We start from the raw sequence: 15,596 nt of genomic DNA on the forward strand, positions 1-15,596 counted from the left end.
CCTCATGATTCAGCTGTCGCGCTGGAAAGTCATTCTCGTCGTCGTCGCGGCCGTTCTCGGCTGTCTGCTGGCGTTCCCGAACCTGTTGTCGGATCAGCAGCGCGAAGCGCTGCCCGGCTTCATGCCCAAGAACAAGCTGAATCTGGGGCTGGACCTTCAGGGCGGTTCGTACCTGTTGCTGGAAGTCGATGTGCCGGCGATGCGCGAAAAGCGCGTCACCAACCTGATCGAGGACGTTCGGGTCACGCTGAACGGTGCGGGCGTCGCCACCAACGGCTTCCAGCGTGAAGCCGGCGGCGTGGTCGTCACCCTGGCCAATCCGGCCCAGGGCGATGCCGCGTTCAAGGCGCTGCAACAGCTGGGCGGTCAGGTCGGACCGGGCGGCCAGGCGGAACGCACTGCGACGCGCCTGGGCGATAACCGCATCCGCTTCGCCTATACCGACGCCGCGCTGAACGGCATGGGCGCGACGGCCGTGGACCAGTCGATCGAGGTCGTGCGCCGCCGGATCGACAGCCTGGGCACGCGCGAACCCTCCATCACCCGCCAGGGCGCCGATCGGATCGTGGTCCAGGCGCCGGGCGAGAGCGATCCGAGCAAGCTGGAAGAAGTCATCGGCCAGACGGCGCAGCTGACCTTCCAGATGGTCGATGTCGAGAATTCGGTTCAGGACGCCCTGGCCGGCCGTGTGCCGCCCGATTCCGAACTGCTGCAAGGCGAGGACGGCACGCCCTATCTGGTTAAGAAGCGCGTGCTGGTGTCGGGTGAGAACCTGACCCGCGCCGGCGTCGGTTCGGACCAGAGCGGCCGCCCGGCCATCGACTTCCGCTTCGACGGCGCCGGCGCCCGGCGCTTCGGCGAAGCCACCGCCGCCAACCTTCAAAAGCCCTTCGCCATCATCCTGGACGGCAAGGTCATCTCGGCCCCGACGATCCAGAGCGCGATCACCTCGGGCTCGGGTCAGATCACCGGCAACTTCTCGATCCAGGAAGCGGCGACGCTGGTGAACCTGCTGAACGGGGGCGCCCTGCCGGCGCCGCTGAACGTCGAGGAGCGCCGCACCGTGACGGCCGAACTGGGCGCGGACGCGGTCGCCGCCGGCGCCCTGTCGACCGCCGTCGGCTTCGCCATCATCGTGCTGTTCATGATCCTGGCCTACGGCCTGCTGTTCGGCGGCGTGTCGGTGGTCGGTCTGGTGCTGAACGGCGTGCTGATCGTGGCGGCTATGTCGTTGACGCAGGCGACGCTGACCCTGCCAGGCATCGCCGGTCTGATCCTGACCTTCGCGGTCGCGGTGGACGCCAACGTGCTGATCTACGAGCGGATGCGTGACGAGGCCCGGGCGGGACGCAGCGTCATCGCCTCGATGGACGCCGGCTTCAACAAGGCCATGGGCACCATTGTCGACGCCAACCTGACCACCCTGGTCGCGGCGGGCATCATGTTCGTGTTCGGCGAGGGCCCGGTTCGCGGGTTCGCCTGGACGCTGACCATCGGTGTGTTCACCTCGGTCTTCTCGTCGGTCCTGGTCGCCCAGGTCCTGCTTGGCTACTGGCTCAAGACGGCCAAGCCCAAAAAACTGCCGATCGCGGAGTGATGGCGATGCGTGGATGGCCCCTCATCAAACTGCTGCCGCAGAAGACGAACTTCCACTTCGTCAAGTATGCGCGGTTCGCCGGCGTTCTGTCGGTGATCCTGTGCGTCGCGGCGATCGTGTCCTGCTTCTATCCCGGCCTGAACATGGGCATCGACTTCCGGGGCGGCGCCTCGATGGAAGTGTCCAAGCCGGCTGGTCAGACGATCGAACTGGATCGGGTCCGTGAGGCCGTGAACGGCCTGAACCTGGGCGACGTCCAGGTTCAGGGCATCGCACGCCGCGACACCAATGTCGATGACGGCTCGACCGCCATTCTTCGCTTCCAGGTGCCGGAAGGCCGCGATCAGACCCAGGTGGTCAACCAGGTCGAGGGCGCCATCAGCGGCGCGGTCGGTCAGGTCAACTATTCGGGCGTCAGCGTCGTCGGCTCCAAAGTGTCGGGCGAGCTGTTCACCTCGGGCCTGTTGGCTCTGGGCGTCGCGATCGGCCTGATGTTCCTCTATATCTGGTTCCGGTTCGAACCGCAGTTCGGGTTCGGTGCCGTGGTCGGCCTGCTGCACGACGTGATCCTGACGTTCGGGCTGATCGTGCTGTTCAAGCTGGAGTTCAGCCTGAACATGGTCGCCGCCGTCCTGACCGTCATCGGCTATTCGATGAACGACACCGTCGTGGTGTTCGACCGTCTTCGCGAGAACCTGCGCAAGTACAAGACCATGCCGCTGCGCGACGTGATCGACCTGTCGCTGAACGAGACCCTGTCGCGGACCATCATCACCGGCGTGACCGCCGTCATGGTGCTGGCGGCCCTGGCCATCTTCGGCGGCGAGGCTCTGTTCGGCTTCTCCATCGCCCTGATGTTCGGCATCATCATCGGCACCTATTCGTCGATCTATGTCGGCGCGCCGATCATCCTGCTTTGGGGCGTCAAGCGCGGCGCCCTGGCCGACGACGCCAAGCCGGTGAAGCTGGGCATGGCCAGCCGGCCGTAGGTCGAGCGCCATCGTCGAAAGTTGGGCCGTCCCGGCATCGCCGGGGCGGCCTTTTCCTTGAACGGCGTCCGTGCAAGGCTGAGCCTATGAAAGCGCTCGTCTATACCGCCGCCGCCCTCGCTCTGACCGGCGGACTGACCGCCTGCACCGACAGCAAGCGTGCGCGCAACGACGCCACCTGGGGCGACAAGCCGGCGGACATCACGTGCTGGACCTATGGAGTGGAGAACTTCAAGGGACGCTCGACCGGCAAGGTCGAATATGACGACGGCGGCCGGATCTCTTTCGTCGATGCGTCGAACAACCGCTACACCACGATCGATGGCGATTGCCGCGTGGTCTATATGCAGCCCAGCAAATAGGGCCGGATGGCGGGCGGAGGCCTGAACCTCCGCCTTGCGTCGATCAGCGCAGCGAGGCCGTGAAGCGCTGGATGCGGGTGCAGGCTTCTTCCAGCACGGCGTCCGAGGTGGCGTAGCTGATGCGAAAATAGGGGCTCAGGCCGAAAGCCTCGCCCTGGACCACGGCGACGCCCTCGGCGTTCAGCAGTTCCGCGGCGAAGGTGGAATCGCCATCGATGGCGACACCCGTCTCGGTCGTCTTCCCGATCAGTCCGGCGATGGACGGATAGACGTAGAAGGCGCCCTCGGGCGTGGCGCATGTGACGCCAGCCGCCTGGTTGAGCATCGAGACAACGAGGTCACGGCGCTTTTCGAAAGCGGCCTTGCGCTCAGGGATGAAGTCCTGCGGGCCGTTCAGCGCCTCGACGGCCGCCCACTGGCTGATGCTGGACGGGTTGGACGTGGTCTGGCTGGCCACCTTGCGCATCAAATCGATCAGCGGCTTGGGGCCGCCGGCGTAGCCGATGCGCCAGCCGGTCATGGCGTAGGCCTTGGACACGCCGTTGACCGTCAGGGTGCGGTCGATCAGCTCCGGCGCCACCTGGGCGATGGTGGTGTATTCGAAGTCGCCATAGACGAGGTGCTCGTACATGTCGTCTGTCAGCACCCAGACGTGCGGATGGCGACGCAGGACCTCGGCCAAGGCTTCAAGCTCGGCGCGGGTGTAGGCGGCGCCGGTCGGGTTGGACGGGCTGTTCAGGATCAGCCACTTGGTGCGGGGCGTGATCGCGGCTTCCAGCACAGCGGGCAGCAACTTGAAGCCGTCCTTCTCCTCGCCAACCACCGTCACGGGCTCGCCGCCGGCCAGCAGCACCATGTCGGGATAGCTGACCCAGTAGGGCGCAGGCACGATGACTTCGTCGCCGGGGTTCAGCGTCGCGACCAGGGCGTTGAAGATGACGGGCTTGCCGCCCGGCGCGACGTGGATGTTGGCCGCTGTATAGTCGAGATCGTTCTCGCGCTTGAACTTGGCGACGATGGCCGCCTTCAGCTCGGGCATGCCGTCCGCGTCGGTGTATTTGGTCTCGCCGCGGTTGATCGCGTCGATGGCGGCCTGTTTGATGTTTTCGGGCGTATCGAAGTCCGGCTCGCCGGCGCCCAGGCCGATCACGTCGCGGCCTTCGGCTTTAAGCTTCCGGGCCTGCGCGGTGACGGCGATGGTGGCCGAGGGCTTGACGCGGGCGAGGGCGGAAGATTGCAGGCTGGACATGAACTATCCCGTGGTTTTGGAAGTTTTTGCCGGGGAGGCGGGGTTGTTTACGCGGCGTCGCCTCTCGGGACAATGCGCGGATGCTCGCTAATGCAGAGATGGGATGATAAGCGGCGGCTCTGATGCGCTGGATCATCGATTTCCTGTCGAACATGGAGGCGCGTCGCTGGCGCGCCGTGCTGGCGACGGCCTTGCTGCTGGGCGCGATGATCGCCCTGTTCGCTGTGGGCAAGAGCCAACTGGGGCTAGAGGCCGAAGGGCGGCTGGAAGACTGGCTGGCCGGATTCCGTCAGGGGCCCTGGGGGCTGGTGGCCGCTATCGTGGTGTTCACGATTTCGGCCTTTTTCGGCGCGCCGCAGTTCATCCTGATCGCCGCCTGCGTCGTGGCGTTCGGACCGTGGTTCGGCTTCCTCTACAGCTGGATCGCGACGGTCGTGTCGGCGGGCGTGACCTATTGGCTGGGACGCGGACCCACGGCGCGGCTTCTGGCGCGGCATGGCGGCAAGACGGTCGGACGGCTGACGCGGTTCGTCGGCAAAAATGCCTTCTACGCCAGCTTCATGATCCGCAACGTGCCGTCGGCGCCGTTCATCGTCGTCAACATGGCGTTCGGGGCGGCGAGGGCGTCGTTTCCGGGCTTTCTGGCGGGGTGCGCGCTGGGGGTATTGCCGAAGACCGCGCTGGTCGCTTTCTTCGGCGGATCCTTCATGACGGCGGTCAGCGGCGACGGGATCTGGACCTCGGCCATATTGGCTGGCGTGGCGCTGGCCTGGCTGGCGCTGATGCTGTTGGTGCGTGAACTGGTCAAGCGGCGCGAGATCGCGCGCGGCGACTGAGGGAATTTGCTTAGCCTGCTATTTAGACTCCGTTCATCCAGAGGTTGCATGGTGTTGCTTTGGAGGCGTCGCCATGGATGTCCGTATTCTGAAGACGCAGCACGGCCGGATCATTCGACTGGCCAGCGCCCTGGGCGGGACCGCCGCCATTATGAAAACGTCGGACGATGCGATCCGCGCCCGTGAGGTGATGCGTGCGCTGAATACGGCTCTGACCGAGCATCTCGCGATCGAGGACGGCGAACTTTATCCCGTCCTGATGCGGTCCCAAGATCATTCGGTTCGCGACCTGGCGCAGCACTATGTTGAGGACATGGGGGCTCTGAGCGGCGTTTGGGCGCACTATTTCGAAGAGTGGTCACAGGCCCGCATTCTGACGGATCGGGAGCGTTTCGCCGCTGTAACCAAGGGGTTGATCGGCGCCTTGGCGCATCGGGTCGCCCGCGAGGAGGACACGCTGTATCCCACGATGGAGGCGGCGGACGCCCTGGCCGTCGTTCCGAAGCGCGACGGCAGGCCGACATCCTGAAGCCGGTGTCCACAGGCGTAGTGCCTCGATAGCCCTCTCCATATGACGACACTGTCATCGGGGCTTGTATTCCCGGTTTCATACGGGCAAACCCGCCGCTAGTAGGCGTGGCGAAGACGATCAGGAACTGTCCGGCGTGGGGATGTCAGGGCAGTTGGGGCGTCGCCAGGTCGACTGAGACATCTAGACGCCCTGCCAGCTAACAACGGTATCGATTCCCATGAGCTTCTCCCTTTTCGGCGCGATCTCCAACGACATCGCGATGGACCTGGGCACCGCCAACACCCTGATCTACATGAAGGGCAAGGGCATCGTCCTGAACGAGCCGTCGGTCGTGGCGCTGAGAAACGTCGGTGGGCGCAAGGTCGTCCACGCCGTGGGGATTGAAGCCAAGCAGATGCTGGGCCGCACGCCGGGCCACATGGAGGCGATCCGCCCCATGCGCGACGGCGTCATCGCGGACTTCGAAGTCGCCGAAGAGATGATCAAGCACTTCATCCGCAAGGTTCATAACCGCAAGGGCTTCGTGAACCCCAAAATCATCGTCTGCGTGCCGTCGGGCGCCACGGCGGTCGAGCGCCGTGCGATCAACGACAGCTGCCTGAACGCCTCGGCCCGCCGTGTGGGTTTGATCGACGAGCCCATGGCGGCCGCGATCGGCGCCGGCCTGCCGATCCACGAGCCGACCGGCTCGATGGTCGTCGACATCGGCGGCGGCACGACGGAAGTCGCCGTCCTGTCGCTGTCGGGCATCGTCTATTCGCGTTCGGTCCGCGTCGGCGGCGACAAGATGGACGACAGCATCATCAGCTACATGCGCCGCAACCATAACCTGCTGATCGGCGAAACGACCGCCGAGCGCATCAAGAAGGACATCGGCACCGCCCGCATCCCGGCCGACGGCGAAGGCCTGTCGATCGAGGTCAAGGGCCGCGACCTGATGCAGGGCGTGCCGCGCGAGGTGCGCATTTCGGAGCGTCAGGCGGCGGAAGCCCTGGCCGAGCCCGTCACCCAGATCATCGAGGCCGTGAAGGTCGCGCTGGAAGCCACGCCGCCGGAACTGGCCGCCGACATCGCCGACAAGGGCATCATGCTGACGGGCGGCGGCGCCCTGTTGCGCGGCCTGGATGTCGAAATCCGCGATCACACCGGCCTGCCGGTGTCGGTCGCCGACGATCCGCTGTCGTGCGTGGCCATCGGCTGCGGCCGCGTGCTGGAGCACCCGCGCTGGATGAAGGGCGTGCTCGACTCCGCGCTTTGATCCGTCCGTTGCGGCCAGGTGAAAGCTTGGCTGCAAATCCTTGTGTCGCCTGCGTGATCACGGTTCCATTCCGGCCTTGATTTTGCGATAGGCAGGCTCAGCGGCAGGGGGCGTCCTGCCGATTCCAACCCCTTTGAGTGGAAGGTCGCCCGTGGCGTTTCGCGACGGCCCTTTTGAAAACATCAAGGTGCCGCTGGCGTGGACCGCCGCGGTCGTCGTCGTCGTGGCCGTGATCGGCGCGATCGTCCTGTTGCTGGGCGACCGGACGACGTCCGAGGGCGGCTCGACCATGGGCGCGGCGCGCGGCGGTTTCGAAGCGGCGGCCGGGCCGGTCGGCGGGGTCTTCGCCGCGCCGGTGCGTTGGGCCGGGGCCGCGCGCGACTATGTCGGCGGCTATTTCTTCGCCATCGGCGAGAACCGCCGCCTGAAAGCCGAGATCGCTGAACTGCGCGGCTGGCGCGACGAAGCGATCGCACAAAAGAACATCAATGGCCGCTATGAGGCCCTGCTGGGTCTGCGCACCGAGCCGCCGGTGCCCATGGCCACGGGGCGGGCGATTTCGGAATCGCGGGGTCCCTTCTCCAACGCCAAGCTGATCGACGTCGGTTCGGCCAAGGGCGTGCGGATCGGTAATCCCGTTGTGACGGAACATGGACTGGTTGGTCGGGTGACGGGCGTGACGGGCGGCGTCAGCCGTGTCGTGCTGCTGACGGATGTGGCGTCGCGCACCCCTGTAATGATCGAGCGCACCGATGCGCGCGCCATGCTGACCGGCGACGGCGGCGACAGCCCGCGTCTAGAATTCATTCGGGGATCAGGTTCCATCAAGGCGGGCGACCGCATTCTGAGTTCGGGAGACGGCGGCGGTCTGCCGCGTGGTCTGCCGATCGGTGTCGCCGCCAAGGGTGTGGACGGCGCCTGGCGGGTCAAGCTGTTCAGCGATCACGGCGCGATCGATTATGTCCGCGTGCTGTTGTTCCAGAGCTTTGGACAGCTGGTCAGCCCGAACGCCTTGAACGCGCCGCCGCTTGCAGGCCTGACGACGGCGCCGGAGCCGAGCGCGGCCGAGGTCGGAGCGATCCGTGACGCCGCCGCCCGTCGCGCGGCGGCGCAGCAGGCCCAGGCCGAACGGGCGCGTGCTGCGGCTGCGGCTGCGACGCCAGCGCTAACGCCTGCGCCCGTCGCTGCGCCGACGGCGGCCCGTCCGGCCGTGACGTCTGCGAGGCCTGCGGCTTCGACCCCGTCGCCTGCACCGACTGCGCCCAGCCCTGCACCGGCGCCCGCTCCGGGAGGCGCGGCGTGAGACGGCCCGTTGCGGTTCGCGTTGTCGGGCCTCTGCAGTGGATCGTCTATCCGGCCCTGCTCGTCCTCGCCGCGACGGTCGTTCTGGGCACGCCGCTCCAGCTGTTCGGTCTGCATCTGCCCGAGCCGGTCATCCCGATGATCCTGGCCTTCGCCTGGCCCTTGATCCGGCCGTCGATGCTGGCGCCGGCGGTATTGTTTCTGATCGGCCTGTTCCTTGATCTGTTCTGGAATACGCCGCTGGGGCTGTGGGCGCTGTGTCTGATGGGCGTCTATGGAACGGTGCTGCTGTCACGCAATCTGCTGGCGGGGCATGAGGGGATGATCCGCTTCGGGGCCTATGCCGCCTGTACGCTGGGCGCCTTCTTTCTGGCCTATCTGGTGGTGACCATGCGGGCGACGAACGCGCCGGCGATCCTGCCGCTCGTCGGACAGGTCGTGCCGACGCTGCTGCTGTTTCCGATCGCCAACTGGATGCTTGAGCGATTCGACGACGGAGATATTCGGTTCCGATGAGCGGCGAGCCCTCCATCTTCTTTGCCGATGTGAATGAGCGTCAGGGGTCCTTCCTGCGGCGCACCTTCGTGCTGGGCGGGGCGACGGCGCTGGGGATCACCGCGCTGATCGGACGGCTGGGCCAGCTGCAGGTCGTTCAGGCTCAGGAATATGCGACCCTGTCGTCGCAGAACCAGTTCAACTTTCGCATGGTCCCGCCGCCGCGCGGCCTGATCAAGGACCGCAACGGCGTCGTCATCGCCGGCAACCGCCCCAGCTTCCGTGTGCTGGTGGTGCGCGACGAGACCAAGGATCTGGACCAAACGCTGGACCTTTTGGGACGGCTGCTGCCCGACACGCTGGAGCGCCGTCGCGCGATCATCCGCGACGTCAATGCGGCGTCCAAGTTCAACCCGGTGCCGGTCAAGAGCGACCTGACCTGGGAGGAGTTCGCCAAGGTCAATCAGTACGCCAACGAACTGCCCGGCGTGATGGTCGATATGAACGAGGCGCGGTACTATCCGTTCGGCGGATCGTTCGCTCACGTCATCGGCTATGTGGCCAAGGTGTCGGATCGGGACGTCAAGGCGATCCGGGACAAGGGCGAGCAGCCGCCGGCCCTGCTGTTCAATCCCAGCTTCCGCATCGGCCGCCAGGGCGTGGAAAAGGCTCTGGATACGTCGCTGCGCGGAGAGCCGGGCGGCAATAGGGTCGAGGTCGATGCACGAGGCCGCGTCGTCGCCGAGGACATCGGCGGGTCGCGGCCCGCCGTGCCGGGCAAGGAAGTCATCCTGACGCTGGACGCCGATGTTCAGAACCGGGCGCTGGAAGTGTTTGGCGACGAGTCGGGCGCCTGCGTCGTCATGGACGTGCGCAACGGCGACATTCTGTGCATGGTCTCGGCGCCGTCGTTCGATCCGAACCTGTTCGTCGGCGGGGTGCCCACCAAGACCTATCGCGCGCTGGCTGACTATGAGCGCAAGCCGCTGCTGGACAAGACGCTGAACGGCACCTTCCCGCCGGGATCGACCTTCAAGCCGACCACGGCGCTGGCTCTGTTGGAAGCCGGCGTCGATCCGAAGCTGACGGTGTTCTGCTCGGGTTCGTATCGGACGGGCAACCGAACGCAGCGATGCTGGGGGCGGCATGGCACCCAGAACATGCACGACGCGATCAAGAACTCCTGCGACGTCTATTTCTACGCCATGTGCAACCGCGCGGGCGTGGACAATATCCGCAAGGCCGGGCTGGCGCTGGGCTTCGAGCACGAGTTCGACATCGGCGTCGGCAACCAGCGCAAAGGCCTGTTGCCGTCCACGGAATGGAAGGCGCGAACCTTCCCGCGCGATCCGGTCTGGCATCCTGGGGAGACGACCTCTGTGGCTATCGGGCAGGGGGCGATCACGGTGAACGCCCTGCAGCTGGCGGTCATGACCTCGCGTCTGGCGAACGGGAAAAAGCAGCTTCAGCCGCGCCTGATCAAATCCATCGGCGGCGTCGAACAGCCCAGCGGAGCCGAGGCCCCGGACCTGCCGTTCGATCCCGCCCACGTCGAATATGTGCGCCAAGGCATGATCGCCGTGGCCAATGACCGATCCGGCACCGCCTATCGCCAGAGCCAGTTGGGCCTGGGCGACATCCAGATGGCCGGCAAGACCGGCACGGCTCAGGTCCGAAACTACGGCTCCGGCTCGCGCAAGAGCAATATCTGGGCGCTGAAGGACCACAACCTGTTCGTGGCCTTCGCGCCGGTGGATGCGCCGCGATATGCGGTCGCCATCATCGTCGAACACGGGGGCAAGGGCGGAGCGACCGCCGGCGCGCCGCGCGCGCGTGAGGTGATGCGCACCGTGCTGCTCAAGGATCCGGACATGCGGGCCCGCATCGAACGGCCGCTGCCGCCCGAACCGACCGGCGACGCCATTGTCGAGGACGGCGTGGTCGGCGCCGCGCCCGAGCCCGATGTCGTGGCCCCGCCGCAGCCGAGCCGCCCTGCGCCGTCTGCGACCAGCGGTCCGCGACCCTATCTGTCCGAGCCCGGCCGTTGACCGCGTCGGCTCTTTCACGTCCTGGCGAGCGCGAACGCGTCTCGACCAAGCTGGGCCAGATCGACTGGCGGCTGACGGCCTTGCTGTGCGTGGTGTCCGGCACCGGTGCCCTGATGCTGTATTCGGTGGCCGGCGGATCCTGGTCTCCGTGGGCGATGAAGCACCTGATCCGGTTCGGCATGTGTCTGGCGTTGATGCTGATGCTGTCGTTGATCAGCATCCGATATTGGTTCGCCCTGGCCTATCCCATCTACGGGATGGCGCTGTTCATGTTGGCGCTGGTGGAGACGCCTCTGGGCTATACAGCCTTGGGCGCCACGCGATGGCTGGACCTGGGCTTCACCCGCATCCAGCCGTCCGAGATCATGAAGATCGGCGTCGTGCTGGCCTTGGCGCGCTGGTATCACGGGGCCTCGGCGAAGGAAGCGAGTTTCCATTGGAAGCTGATCTTCCCGGTCGGGATCATCGGCTTGCCGTTCTTGCTGGTCGCGCACCAGCCGGACCTGGGATCGGCCATGCTGATCGGTTTGACGGGGGCGGCGATCATGTTCGTCGCCGGGCTGAGCTGGCGGATCATCCTGCCGCTGATCATCGCCGCCGCCGTGCTGGTGCCGCCCTATGTGATGTTCGGCATGCACGACTATCAGCGCCACCGGGTGCTAACCTTTTTGAACCCCGAGGCCGACATGTCGGACAAGGGCTATCAGATCGTTCAGTCCAAGATCGCCATGGGCTCGGGCGGGCCGTTGGGGCGCGGGTTCGGCCTGGGCAGCCAGAGCCAGCTGGAGTTCCTGCCCGAACGCCAGACCGACTTCATCTTTGCCGCCTTCGCCGAGGAGTTCGGCTTTGTGGGCACCTTCACGTTGTTGGCCTCCTATGCCGCCATCATTCTGATCTCGCTGAGGATCGCCTCGTTGTCGCACAGTCACTTTGGGCGATTGGCGGCGTCGGGCGTGACGGCGACATTCGCGCTCTATGTGCTGATCAACGGGGCGATGGTGATGGGGCTGGCGCCGGTCGTGGGCGTACCGATGCCGCTCTTGTCCTACGGCGGCACGGTGATGCTGACCGTCATGATCGGCTTCGGTCTGGTGATGGCGACGCGGGTTCACCGCTACGCCGAACTGCCCAAGGGCCACGGCCTGATCTGACGTTACGTCAGCTAAGTGATCGGCATTCAGGTTTCGCTTTCTAAGGCGGGGATTTCCTGGATAAGGTCGTTCCCAACGATGTCTCGCATCGGTTTCGGCCGGTCAGCGACGCACGCCATGGGAGACGAGGAATGACCGATCTGGAGCAATTCCGCGCCGAGACGCGCGCCTGGCTGGAGGCGAACTGCCCGGCCGAATGTCGCGGGCCGATGGCCGACGACGAGATGATCTGGGGCGGGCGATATCCCACCTTCAAGACGCCGGCGCACAAGCTGTGGCTGGAGCGGATGGGCGCGCGGGGCTGGACGGCGCCGGAATGGCCCAAGGAATACGGCGGAGGCGGCCTCAGCCGGGAGGAGGCCAAGGTGCTGGCCTCCGAACTGCGACGCATCAAGGCCCAGCCGGCCCTAGCCAGTTTCGGCGTCTGGATGCTGGGCCCGGCGTTGCTGGCCTTTGGGACCGACGAGCAGAAGAAGCGCTTTCTGCCGGAGATCGTGCGCGGCGAGATCCGCTGGTGCCAAGGCTATTCCGAGCCGGGCGCGGGATCCGATCTGGCGTCCATCCAGACGCGGGCCGAAGATCGGGGCGACCACTGGATCGTCAACGGCCAGAAAATCTGGACCTCCTACGCCGACAAGGCCGACTGGATCTTCTGCCTGGTGCGCACGGACCCCGAGGCGCCCAAACATCTGGGCATCAGCTTCGTGCTGTTCGACATGAAGACGCCGGGCGTGACGACGCGGCCGATCACACTGATTTCAGGCAAGTCGCCCTTCTGCGAGACCTTCTTCGACGACGTGCGGGTGGAGAAGGAAAACCTGGTCGGCACGCTGAACCGGGGCTGGGACGTGGCCAAATATTTGTTGGCGCACGAGCGGACCATGATCGGCGCGATGGGCGAGGTCGGCGGCGGGCGGCCTGTGGGGCAGGTGGCGCTGGACGCCATCGGCGCCGATGAGGCGGGGCGGCTGGACGAGCCGATGCTGCGCGCGCGGATCGCGGACCTCGAGATCGACGCCGCCACCTTCCGCCTGGCGATGGAGCGGGTCGGAGATCAGGTGAAGGCCAAACAGGCGCACCCGGCCATCGCCTCCATGCTGAAATACTATGGCTCCGAGCTGAACAAGCGGCGCCAAGAGTTGCTGATGGCGGCGGGCGGGGCCGATGCGCTGGAATGGGAGGGCGAGCGGTCGCACGACGGCAAGGCGGCGCGCGACTGGCTGCGGACCAAGGCCAACTCTATCGAGGGCGGCACCAGCGAAGTCCAGCTAAACATCATCGCCAAACACCTGCTGCAACTGCCGGGAGCGTGAGACGATGCCGCTGATCCTGACCGAAGAACAGACGATGTTGCAGGACGCCGCCGACGGCTTCCTGAACGAACAGGCGCCGATCGCCCATCTGAGGAAACTGCGGAATGAGCGCGACGCCGACGGCGTGTCGCGCGACCTGTGGCGGGCGTTCGGCGAGATGGGTTTCGCCGGCGTCATCATTCCCGAGGCGATGGGCGGCATGGGGCTGGGGGCTGTCGAGGCGGGCGTGATCGCCGAAAGCCTGGGGCGCACCCTGACGCCGTCGCCGTATCTGGGATCGTCGATCCTGTCGGCCAAGGTGCTGATCGAAGGCGGGTCGCAGGCGCAGCAGGCGTGGTTGCCCAGGATCGCGGCGGGCGAGGCGATCCTGGCGCTGGCGGTGGACGAGGGCGCGAAACATGCGCCGTCGCGGATCGCCACGCGAGCCGAGCGGGCGGGCAACGGCTTCAGGCTGAACGGGGCCAAGGCCTTCGTTCTGGACGGCCATGTGGCGGACGCCCTGATCGTCGTCGCGACGGCGGACGAGGGGACGACACTATTCCTGGTCGATCCGGCCACGGCGGGCGTCGAGATCGAGCGCACGGTGATGGTGGATGCGCATAATGCCGCGCGGATCACGCTGACCGATGTGGCGGTCGACGCCGATGCGGTGATCGGGGCGGTCGGGGGCGGGGAGACGCTGCTGGACGGCGCGCTGAACCTGGGGCGGGCCTGCGCGGCCTCCAGCCTGACGGGCGCGGGCGATCAGGCGTTCAAGACGACGATGGATTATCTGCGGACCCGCAAACAGTTCGGCAAGCTGATCGGCGAGTTCCAGGCGCTGCAACACAGGGCCGCGCATCTGTTCTCGGAACTGGAGCTGGCGCGTGCGGCGACGATCGGCGCCCAGATCGCGATCGACGAGGGGCGCGAGGACGCGCCGCTGGCGGCCTCCATCGCCAAGGCCAAGGCAGGGCGGGTCGCCGAACTGGCGGTGCAGGAGGCGGTCCAGATGCACGGCGGCGTCGGCATGACCGACGCGTTCGACGTCGGACTGTTCATGAAGCGGGTGCGGGTGCTGAACGAACTGCTGGGCGACGCCGGTTTCCACGCCGAACGGGTGGCGCGGGCGCAAGGGTTCTAGGGTCGGGATTCTAGACCGCCTTTTCGCTCCACAGGTCCAGATCCGCCTCGCGCCCGATCAGGGCCAGGCCGGCGGCGATGGATTCGAACTCGCCGCCCGTCTCGATCCGCTCGGCGCCGAAGCGGTGTTGGAACAGCGCCCGCACGGCCGGCACGAAGGAGGTGCCGCCGGTCAGGAAGACGCGGTCGATGGCGTCGGGCGCCAGGCCGCTGCGGGCCATCGCCTGATCCACCGCCCCTTCGATGGCGGCCAGTTCCGGCGCGATCCAGCGTTCGAAATCGGCGCGGGCGACCGGCTTTTCGATATGGACGCCCCCGGCCTGGAACAGGAAGGTCGCCTGGTCGTCGGCCGACAGGGCCATCTTCAGCGTGGAGACGGCGCGGTACAGGTCATGGCCGTGATTGTCGTCCAGCACCTCGATCAGGCGCTCGATCTTCTCCGGCTCCAGCGCGGTGCGGGCCAGGGCGCGGATGTCGCGCATGTCGCGTGATGCGCGCAGCAGGGCCAGCTGATCCCAGCGGGCGAAGGCGGAATAATACCGCTGGGGAATAGGCAGTTGTTTGCCGACCGAACTGTACAGCCCGCCCTTGCCGAGTTCGGGCGAGACCAGCTGGTCGATGATCCGGTAGTCGAAGGCGTCGCCCGCCACGCCGACGCCCGAGCGCGCCAGCGGCGTCGAACGCAGGCCGTCGGGCGTATGTTCGAACCGGATGATGGAGAAGTCGCTGGTGCCGCCGCCGAAGTCGGCGACCAGAACCGTGGCGTCCTCCTTAAGCTGGCGCGCGAAGTAGAAGGCGGCGCCCACCGGCTCGTGCGCATAGCGGATGTCGGTGAAGCCCAGCCGCTGAAACGCCGTCTGATAGCGCGACAGGGCCAGGGTTTCGTCCGGATTGCCGCCCGCAAAGGTGACGGGACGGCCGACGATGACGGCGGGCGGTGTGTCGGACAGTTCGTCACCCGCATGGTGACGCAGGCGCAGGAGGAAGGCGGCCAGCAGGTCCTCGAATGCATAGCGCCTGTTGTCGATCCGGGTCTCGGTGAAGGCGGCGCTGGCGGCGAAGGTCTTGAACGACTGGATGAAGCGGGTCTCCAGCGGGTCCTCGACATAGGCGGCGATGGCCCAGGGCCCGGCCTCGACCACGCGCTCGGGCGGCTGGCCGTCCACGCCCGGATGGGTTTGGAAACTGAGCGCCGAGCGGAAGGTGGTCGTCTGGCCCTCGACCGCTTCAAAGGTCACAAGATGGGCGAGGCCGTCCGCATCGGTCAGGGCCACGACCGTATTGGTCGTGCCGAAATCGATCCCGATCGTCATCGGTTTCGTCGCCGTCATGGCAGGGCTCC

14 protein-coding genes are annotated in these 15,596 nt (G+C 66.4%); 12 read left to right on the forward strand and 2 right to left on the reverse strand.

Going from position 1 to position 15,596, the window contains the following annotated elements; all coding sequences use genetic code 11:
- Positions 1-4: 4 nt before the first annotated feature.
- From secD to A4249_RS04675, 3 genes are all read left to right on the forward strand, one after another.
- On the forward strand, positions 5-1,597 hold the full coding sequence (gene secD / locus A4249_RS04665; protein WP_066551384.1) for a protein translocase subunit SecD: 1,593 nt from the start codon (positions 5-7) through the stop codon (positions 1,595-1,597).
- Positions 1,597-2,586, forward strand: a complete 990-nt coding sequence (gene secF, locus A4249_RS04670; protein WP_039243629.1) for a protein translocase subunit SecF — start codon at positions 1,597-1,599, stop codon at positions 2,584-2,586. Before secD ends, secF begins: the two co-directional genes overlap by 1 nt.
- Positions 2,587-2,672: 86 nt before the next feature.
- A complete protein-coding gene (locus tag A4249_RS04675) occupies positions 2,673-2,948 on the forward strand; it encodes a hypothetical protein (protein WP_066551385.1) in 276 nt (91 codons plus the stop codon).
- Positions 2,949-2,991: 43 nt separating this feature from the next.
- Here the strand turns inward: A4249_RS04675 and A4249_RS04680 are convergent, their stop codons facing one another.
- Positions 2,992-4,197: a pyridoxal phosphate-dependent aminotransferase gene (locus A4249_RS04680; RefSeq protein ID WP_066551386.1), complete on the reverse strand. Its 1,206-nt coding sequence runs from the start codon at positions 4,195-4,197 to the stop codon at positions 2,992-2,994.
- Between the two features lie 122 nt (positions 4,198-4,319).
- Between A4249_RS04680 and A4249_RS04685 the strand changes: the two genes are divergently transcribed.
- The 9 genes from A4249_RS04685 (at position 4,320) to A4249_RS04725 (ending at position 14,255) form a co-directional block, all read left to right on the forward strand.
- Positions 4,320-5,033: a TVP38/TMEM64 family protein gene (locus A4249_RS04685; RefSeq protein WP_066624641.1), complete on the forward strand. Its 714-nt coding sequence runs from the start codon at positions 4,320-4,322 to the stop codon at positions 5,031-5,033.
- A gap of 73 nt (positions 5,034-5,106) precedes the next feature.
- On the forward strand, positions 5,107-5,562 hold the full coding sequence (locus tag A4249_RS04690; RefSeq protein WP_066551388.1) for a hemerythrin domain-containing protein: 456 nt from the start codon (positions 5,107-5,109) through the stop codon (positions 5,560-5,562).
- Positions 5,563-5,782: 220 nt separating this feature from the next.
- Positions 5,783-6,823 carry a rod shape-determining protein gene (locus A4249_RS04695; protein ID WP_017504801.1) on the forward strand — a complete coding sequence of 347 codons (1,041 nt, stop codon included), beginning with the start codon at positions 5,783-5,785 and terminating at the stop codon, positions 6,821-6,823.
- Between the two features lie 151 nt (positions 6,824-6,974).
- Complete coding sequence (gene mreC / locus A4249_RS04700; RefSeq protein WP_066551389.1) at positions 6,975-8,126, forward strand: rod shape-determining protein MreC; 1,152 nt, start codon at positions 6,975-6,977, stop codon at positions 8,124-8,126.
- The gene (locus A4249_RS04705) at positions 8,123-8,641 is read left to right on the forward strand and encodes a hypothetical protein (RefSeq protein WP_066551390.1); all 519 of its coding nucleotides are present in this window, start codon (positions 8,123-8,125) and stop codon (positions 8,639-8,641) included. The genes mreC and A4249_RS04705 overlap by 4 nt, the downstream gene beginning before the upstream one ends.
- Complete coding sequence (mrdA, locus tag A4249_RS04710) at positions 8,638-10,668, forward strand: penicillin-binding protein 2 (protein WP_066551391.1); 2,031 nt, start codon at positions 8,638-8,640, stop codon at positions 10,666-10,668. The genes A4249_RS04705 and mrdA overlap by 4 nt, the downstream gene beginning before the upstream one ends.
- Positions 10,665-11,819 carry a rod shape-determining protein RodA gene (rodA, locus tag A4249_RS04715; RefSeq protein ID WP_066551392.1) on the forward strand — a complete coding sequence of 385 codons (1,155 nt, stop codon included), beginning with the start codon at positions 10,665-10,667 and terminating at the stop codon, positions 11,817-11,819. The genes mrdA and rodA overlap by 4 nt, the downstream gene beginning before the upstream one ends.
- Before the next feature lie 131 nt (positions 11,820-11,950).
- Positions 11,951-13,132: an acyl-CoA dehydrogenase family protein gene (locus A4249_RS04720; protein ID WP_066551393.1), complete on the forward strand. Its 1,182-nt coding sequence runs from the start codon at positions 11,951-11,953 to the stop codon at positions 13,130-13,132.
- Between the two features lie 4 nt (positions 13,133-13,136).
- Positions 13,137-14,255 carry an acyl-CoA dehydrogenase family protein gene (locus A4249_RS04725; protein WP_066551394.1) on the forward strand — a complete coding sequence of 373 codons (1,119 nt, stop codon included), beginning with the start codon at positions 13,137-13,139 and terminating at the stop codon, positions 14,253-14,255.
- A 10-nt stretch (positions 14,256-14,265) separates the two neighbouring features.
- Here A4249_RS04725 and A4249_RS04730 read toward each other — a convergent pair whose 3' ends face one another.
- Positions 14,266-15,585: an Hsp70 family protein gene (locus A4249_RS04730; RefSeq protein WP_066551395.1), complete on the reverse strand. Its 1,320-nt coding sequence runs from the start codon at positions 15,583-15,585 to the stop codon at positions 14,266-14,268.
- Positions 15,586-15,596 lie beyond the last annotated feature (11 nt).

The sequence above is a fragment of the Brevundimonas sp. GW460-12-10-14-LB2 genome (assembly GCF_001636925.1).
In the GTDB taxonomy this organism is placed as follows: domain Bacteria; phylum Pseudomonadota; class Alphaproteobacteria; order Caulobacterales; family Caulobacteraceae; genus Brevundimonas; species Brevundimonas vesicularis.

Excerpts from the sequence above, each read along its gene's own strand:
- secD (WP_066551384.1), top strand. The coding sequence starts at position 5 with ATGATTCAGCTGTCGCGCTGGAAAGTCATTCTCGTCGTCGTCGCGGCC.
- secF (WP_039243629.1), top strand. The coding sequence starts at position 1,597 with ATGGCGATGCGTGGATGGCCCCTCATCAAACTGCTGCCGCAGAAGACG.
- A4249_RS04675 (WP_066551385.1), top strand. The coding sequence starts at position 2,673 with ATGAAAGCGCTCGTCTATACCGCCGCCGCCCTCGCTCTGACCGGCGGA.
- A4249_RS04680 (WP_066551386.1), bottom strand. The coding sequence starts at position 4,197 with ATGTCCAGCCTGCAATCTTCCGCCCTCGCCCGCGTCAAGCCCTCGGCC.
- A4249_RS04685 (WP_066624641.1), top strand. The coding sequence starts at position 4,320 with ATGCGCTGGATCATCGATTTCCTGTCGAACATGGAGGCGCGTCGCTGG.
- A4249_RS04690 (WP_066551388.1), top strand. The coding sequence starts at position 5,107 with ATGGATGTCCGTATTCTGAAGACGCAGCACGGCCGGATCATTCGACTG.
- A4249_RS04695 (WP_017504801.1), top strand. The coding sequence starts at position 5,783 with ATGAGCTTCTCCCTTTTCGGCGCGATCTCCAACGACATCGCGATGGAC.
- mrdA (WP_066551391.1), top strand. The coding sequence starts at position 8,638 with ATGAGCGGCGAGCCCTCCATCTTCTTTGCCGATGTGAATGAGCGTCAG.
- A4249_RS04720 (WP_066551393.1), top strand. The coding sequence starts at position 11,951 with ATGACCGATCTGGAGCAATTCCGCGCCGAGACGCGCGCCTGGCTGGAG.
- A4249_RS04725 (WP_066551394.1), top strand. The coding sequence starts at position 13,137 with ATGCCGCTGATCCTGACCGAAGAACAGACGATGTTGCAGGACGCCGCC.
- A4249_RS04730 (WP_066551395.1), bottom strand. The coding sequence starts at position 15,585 with ATGACGGCGACGAAACCGATGACGATCGGGATCGATTTCGGCACGACC.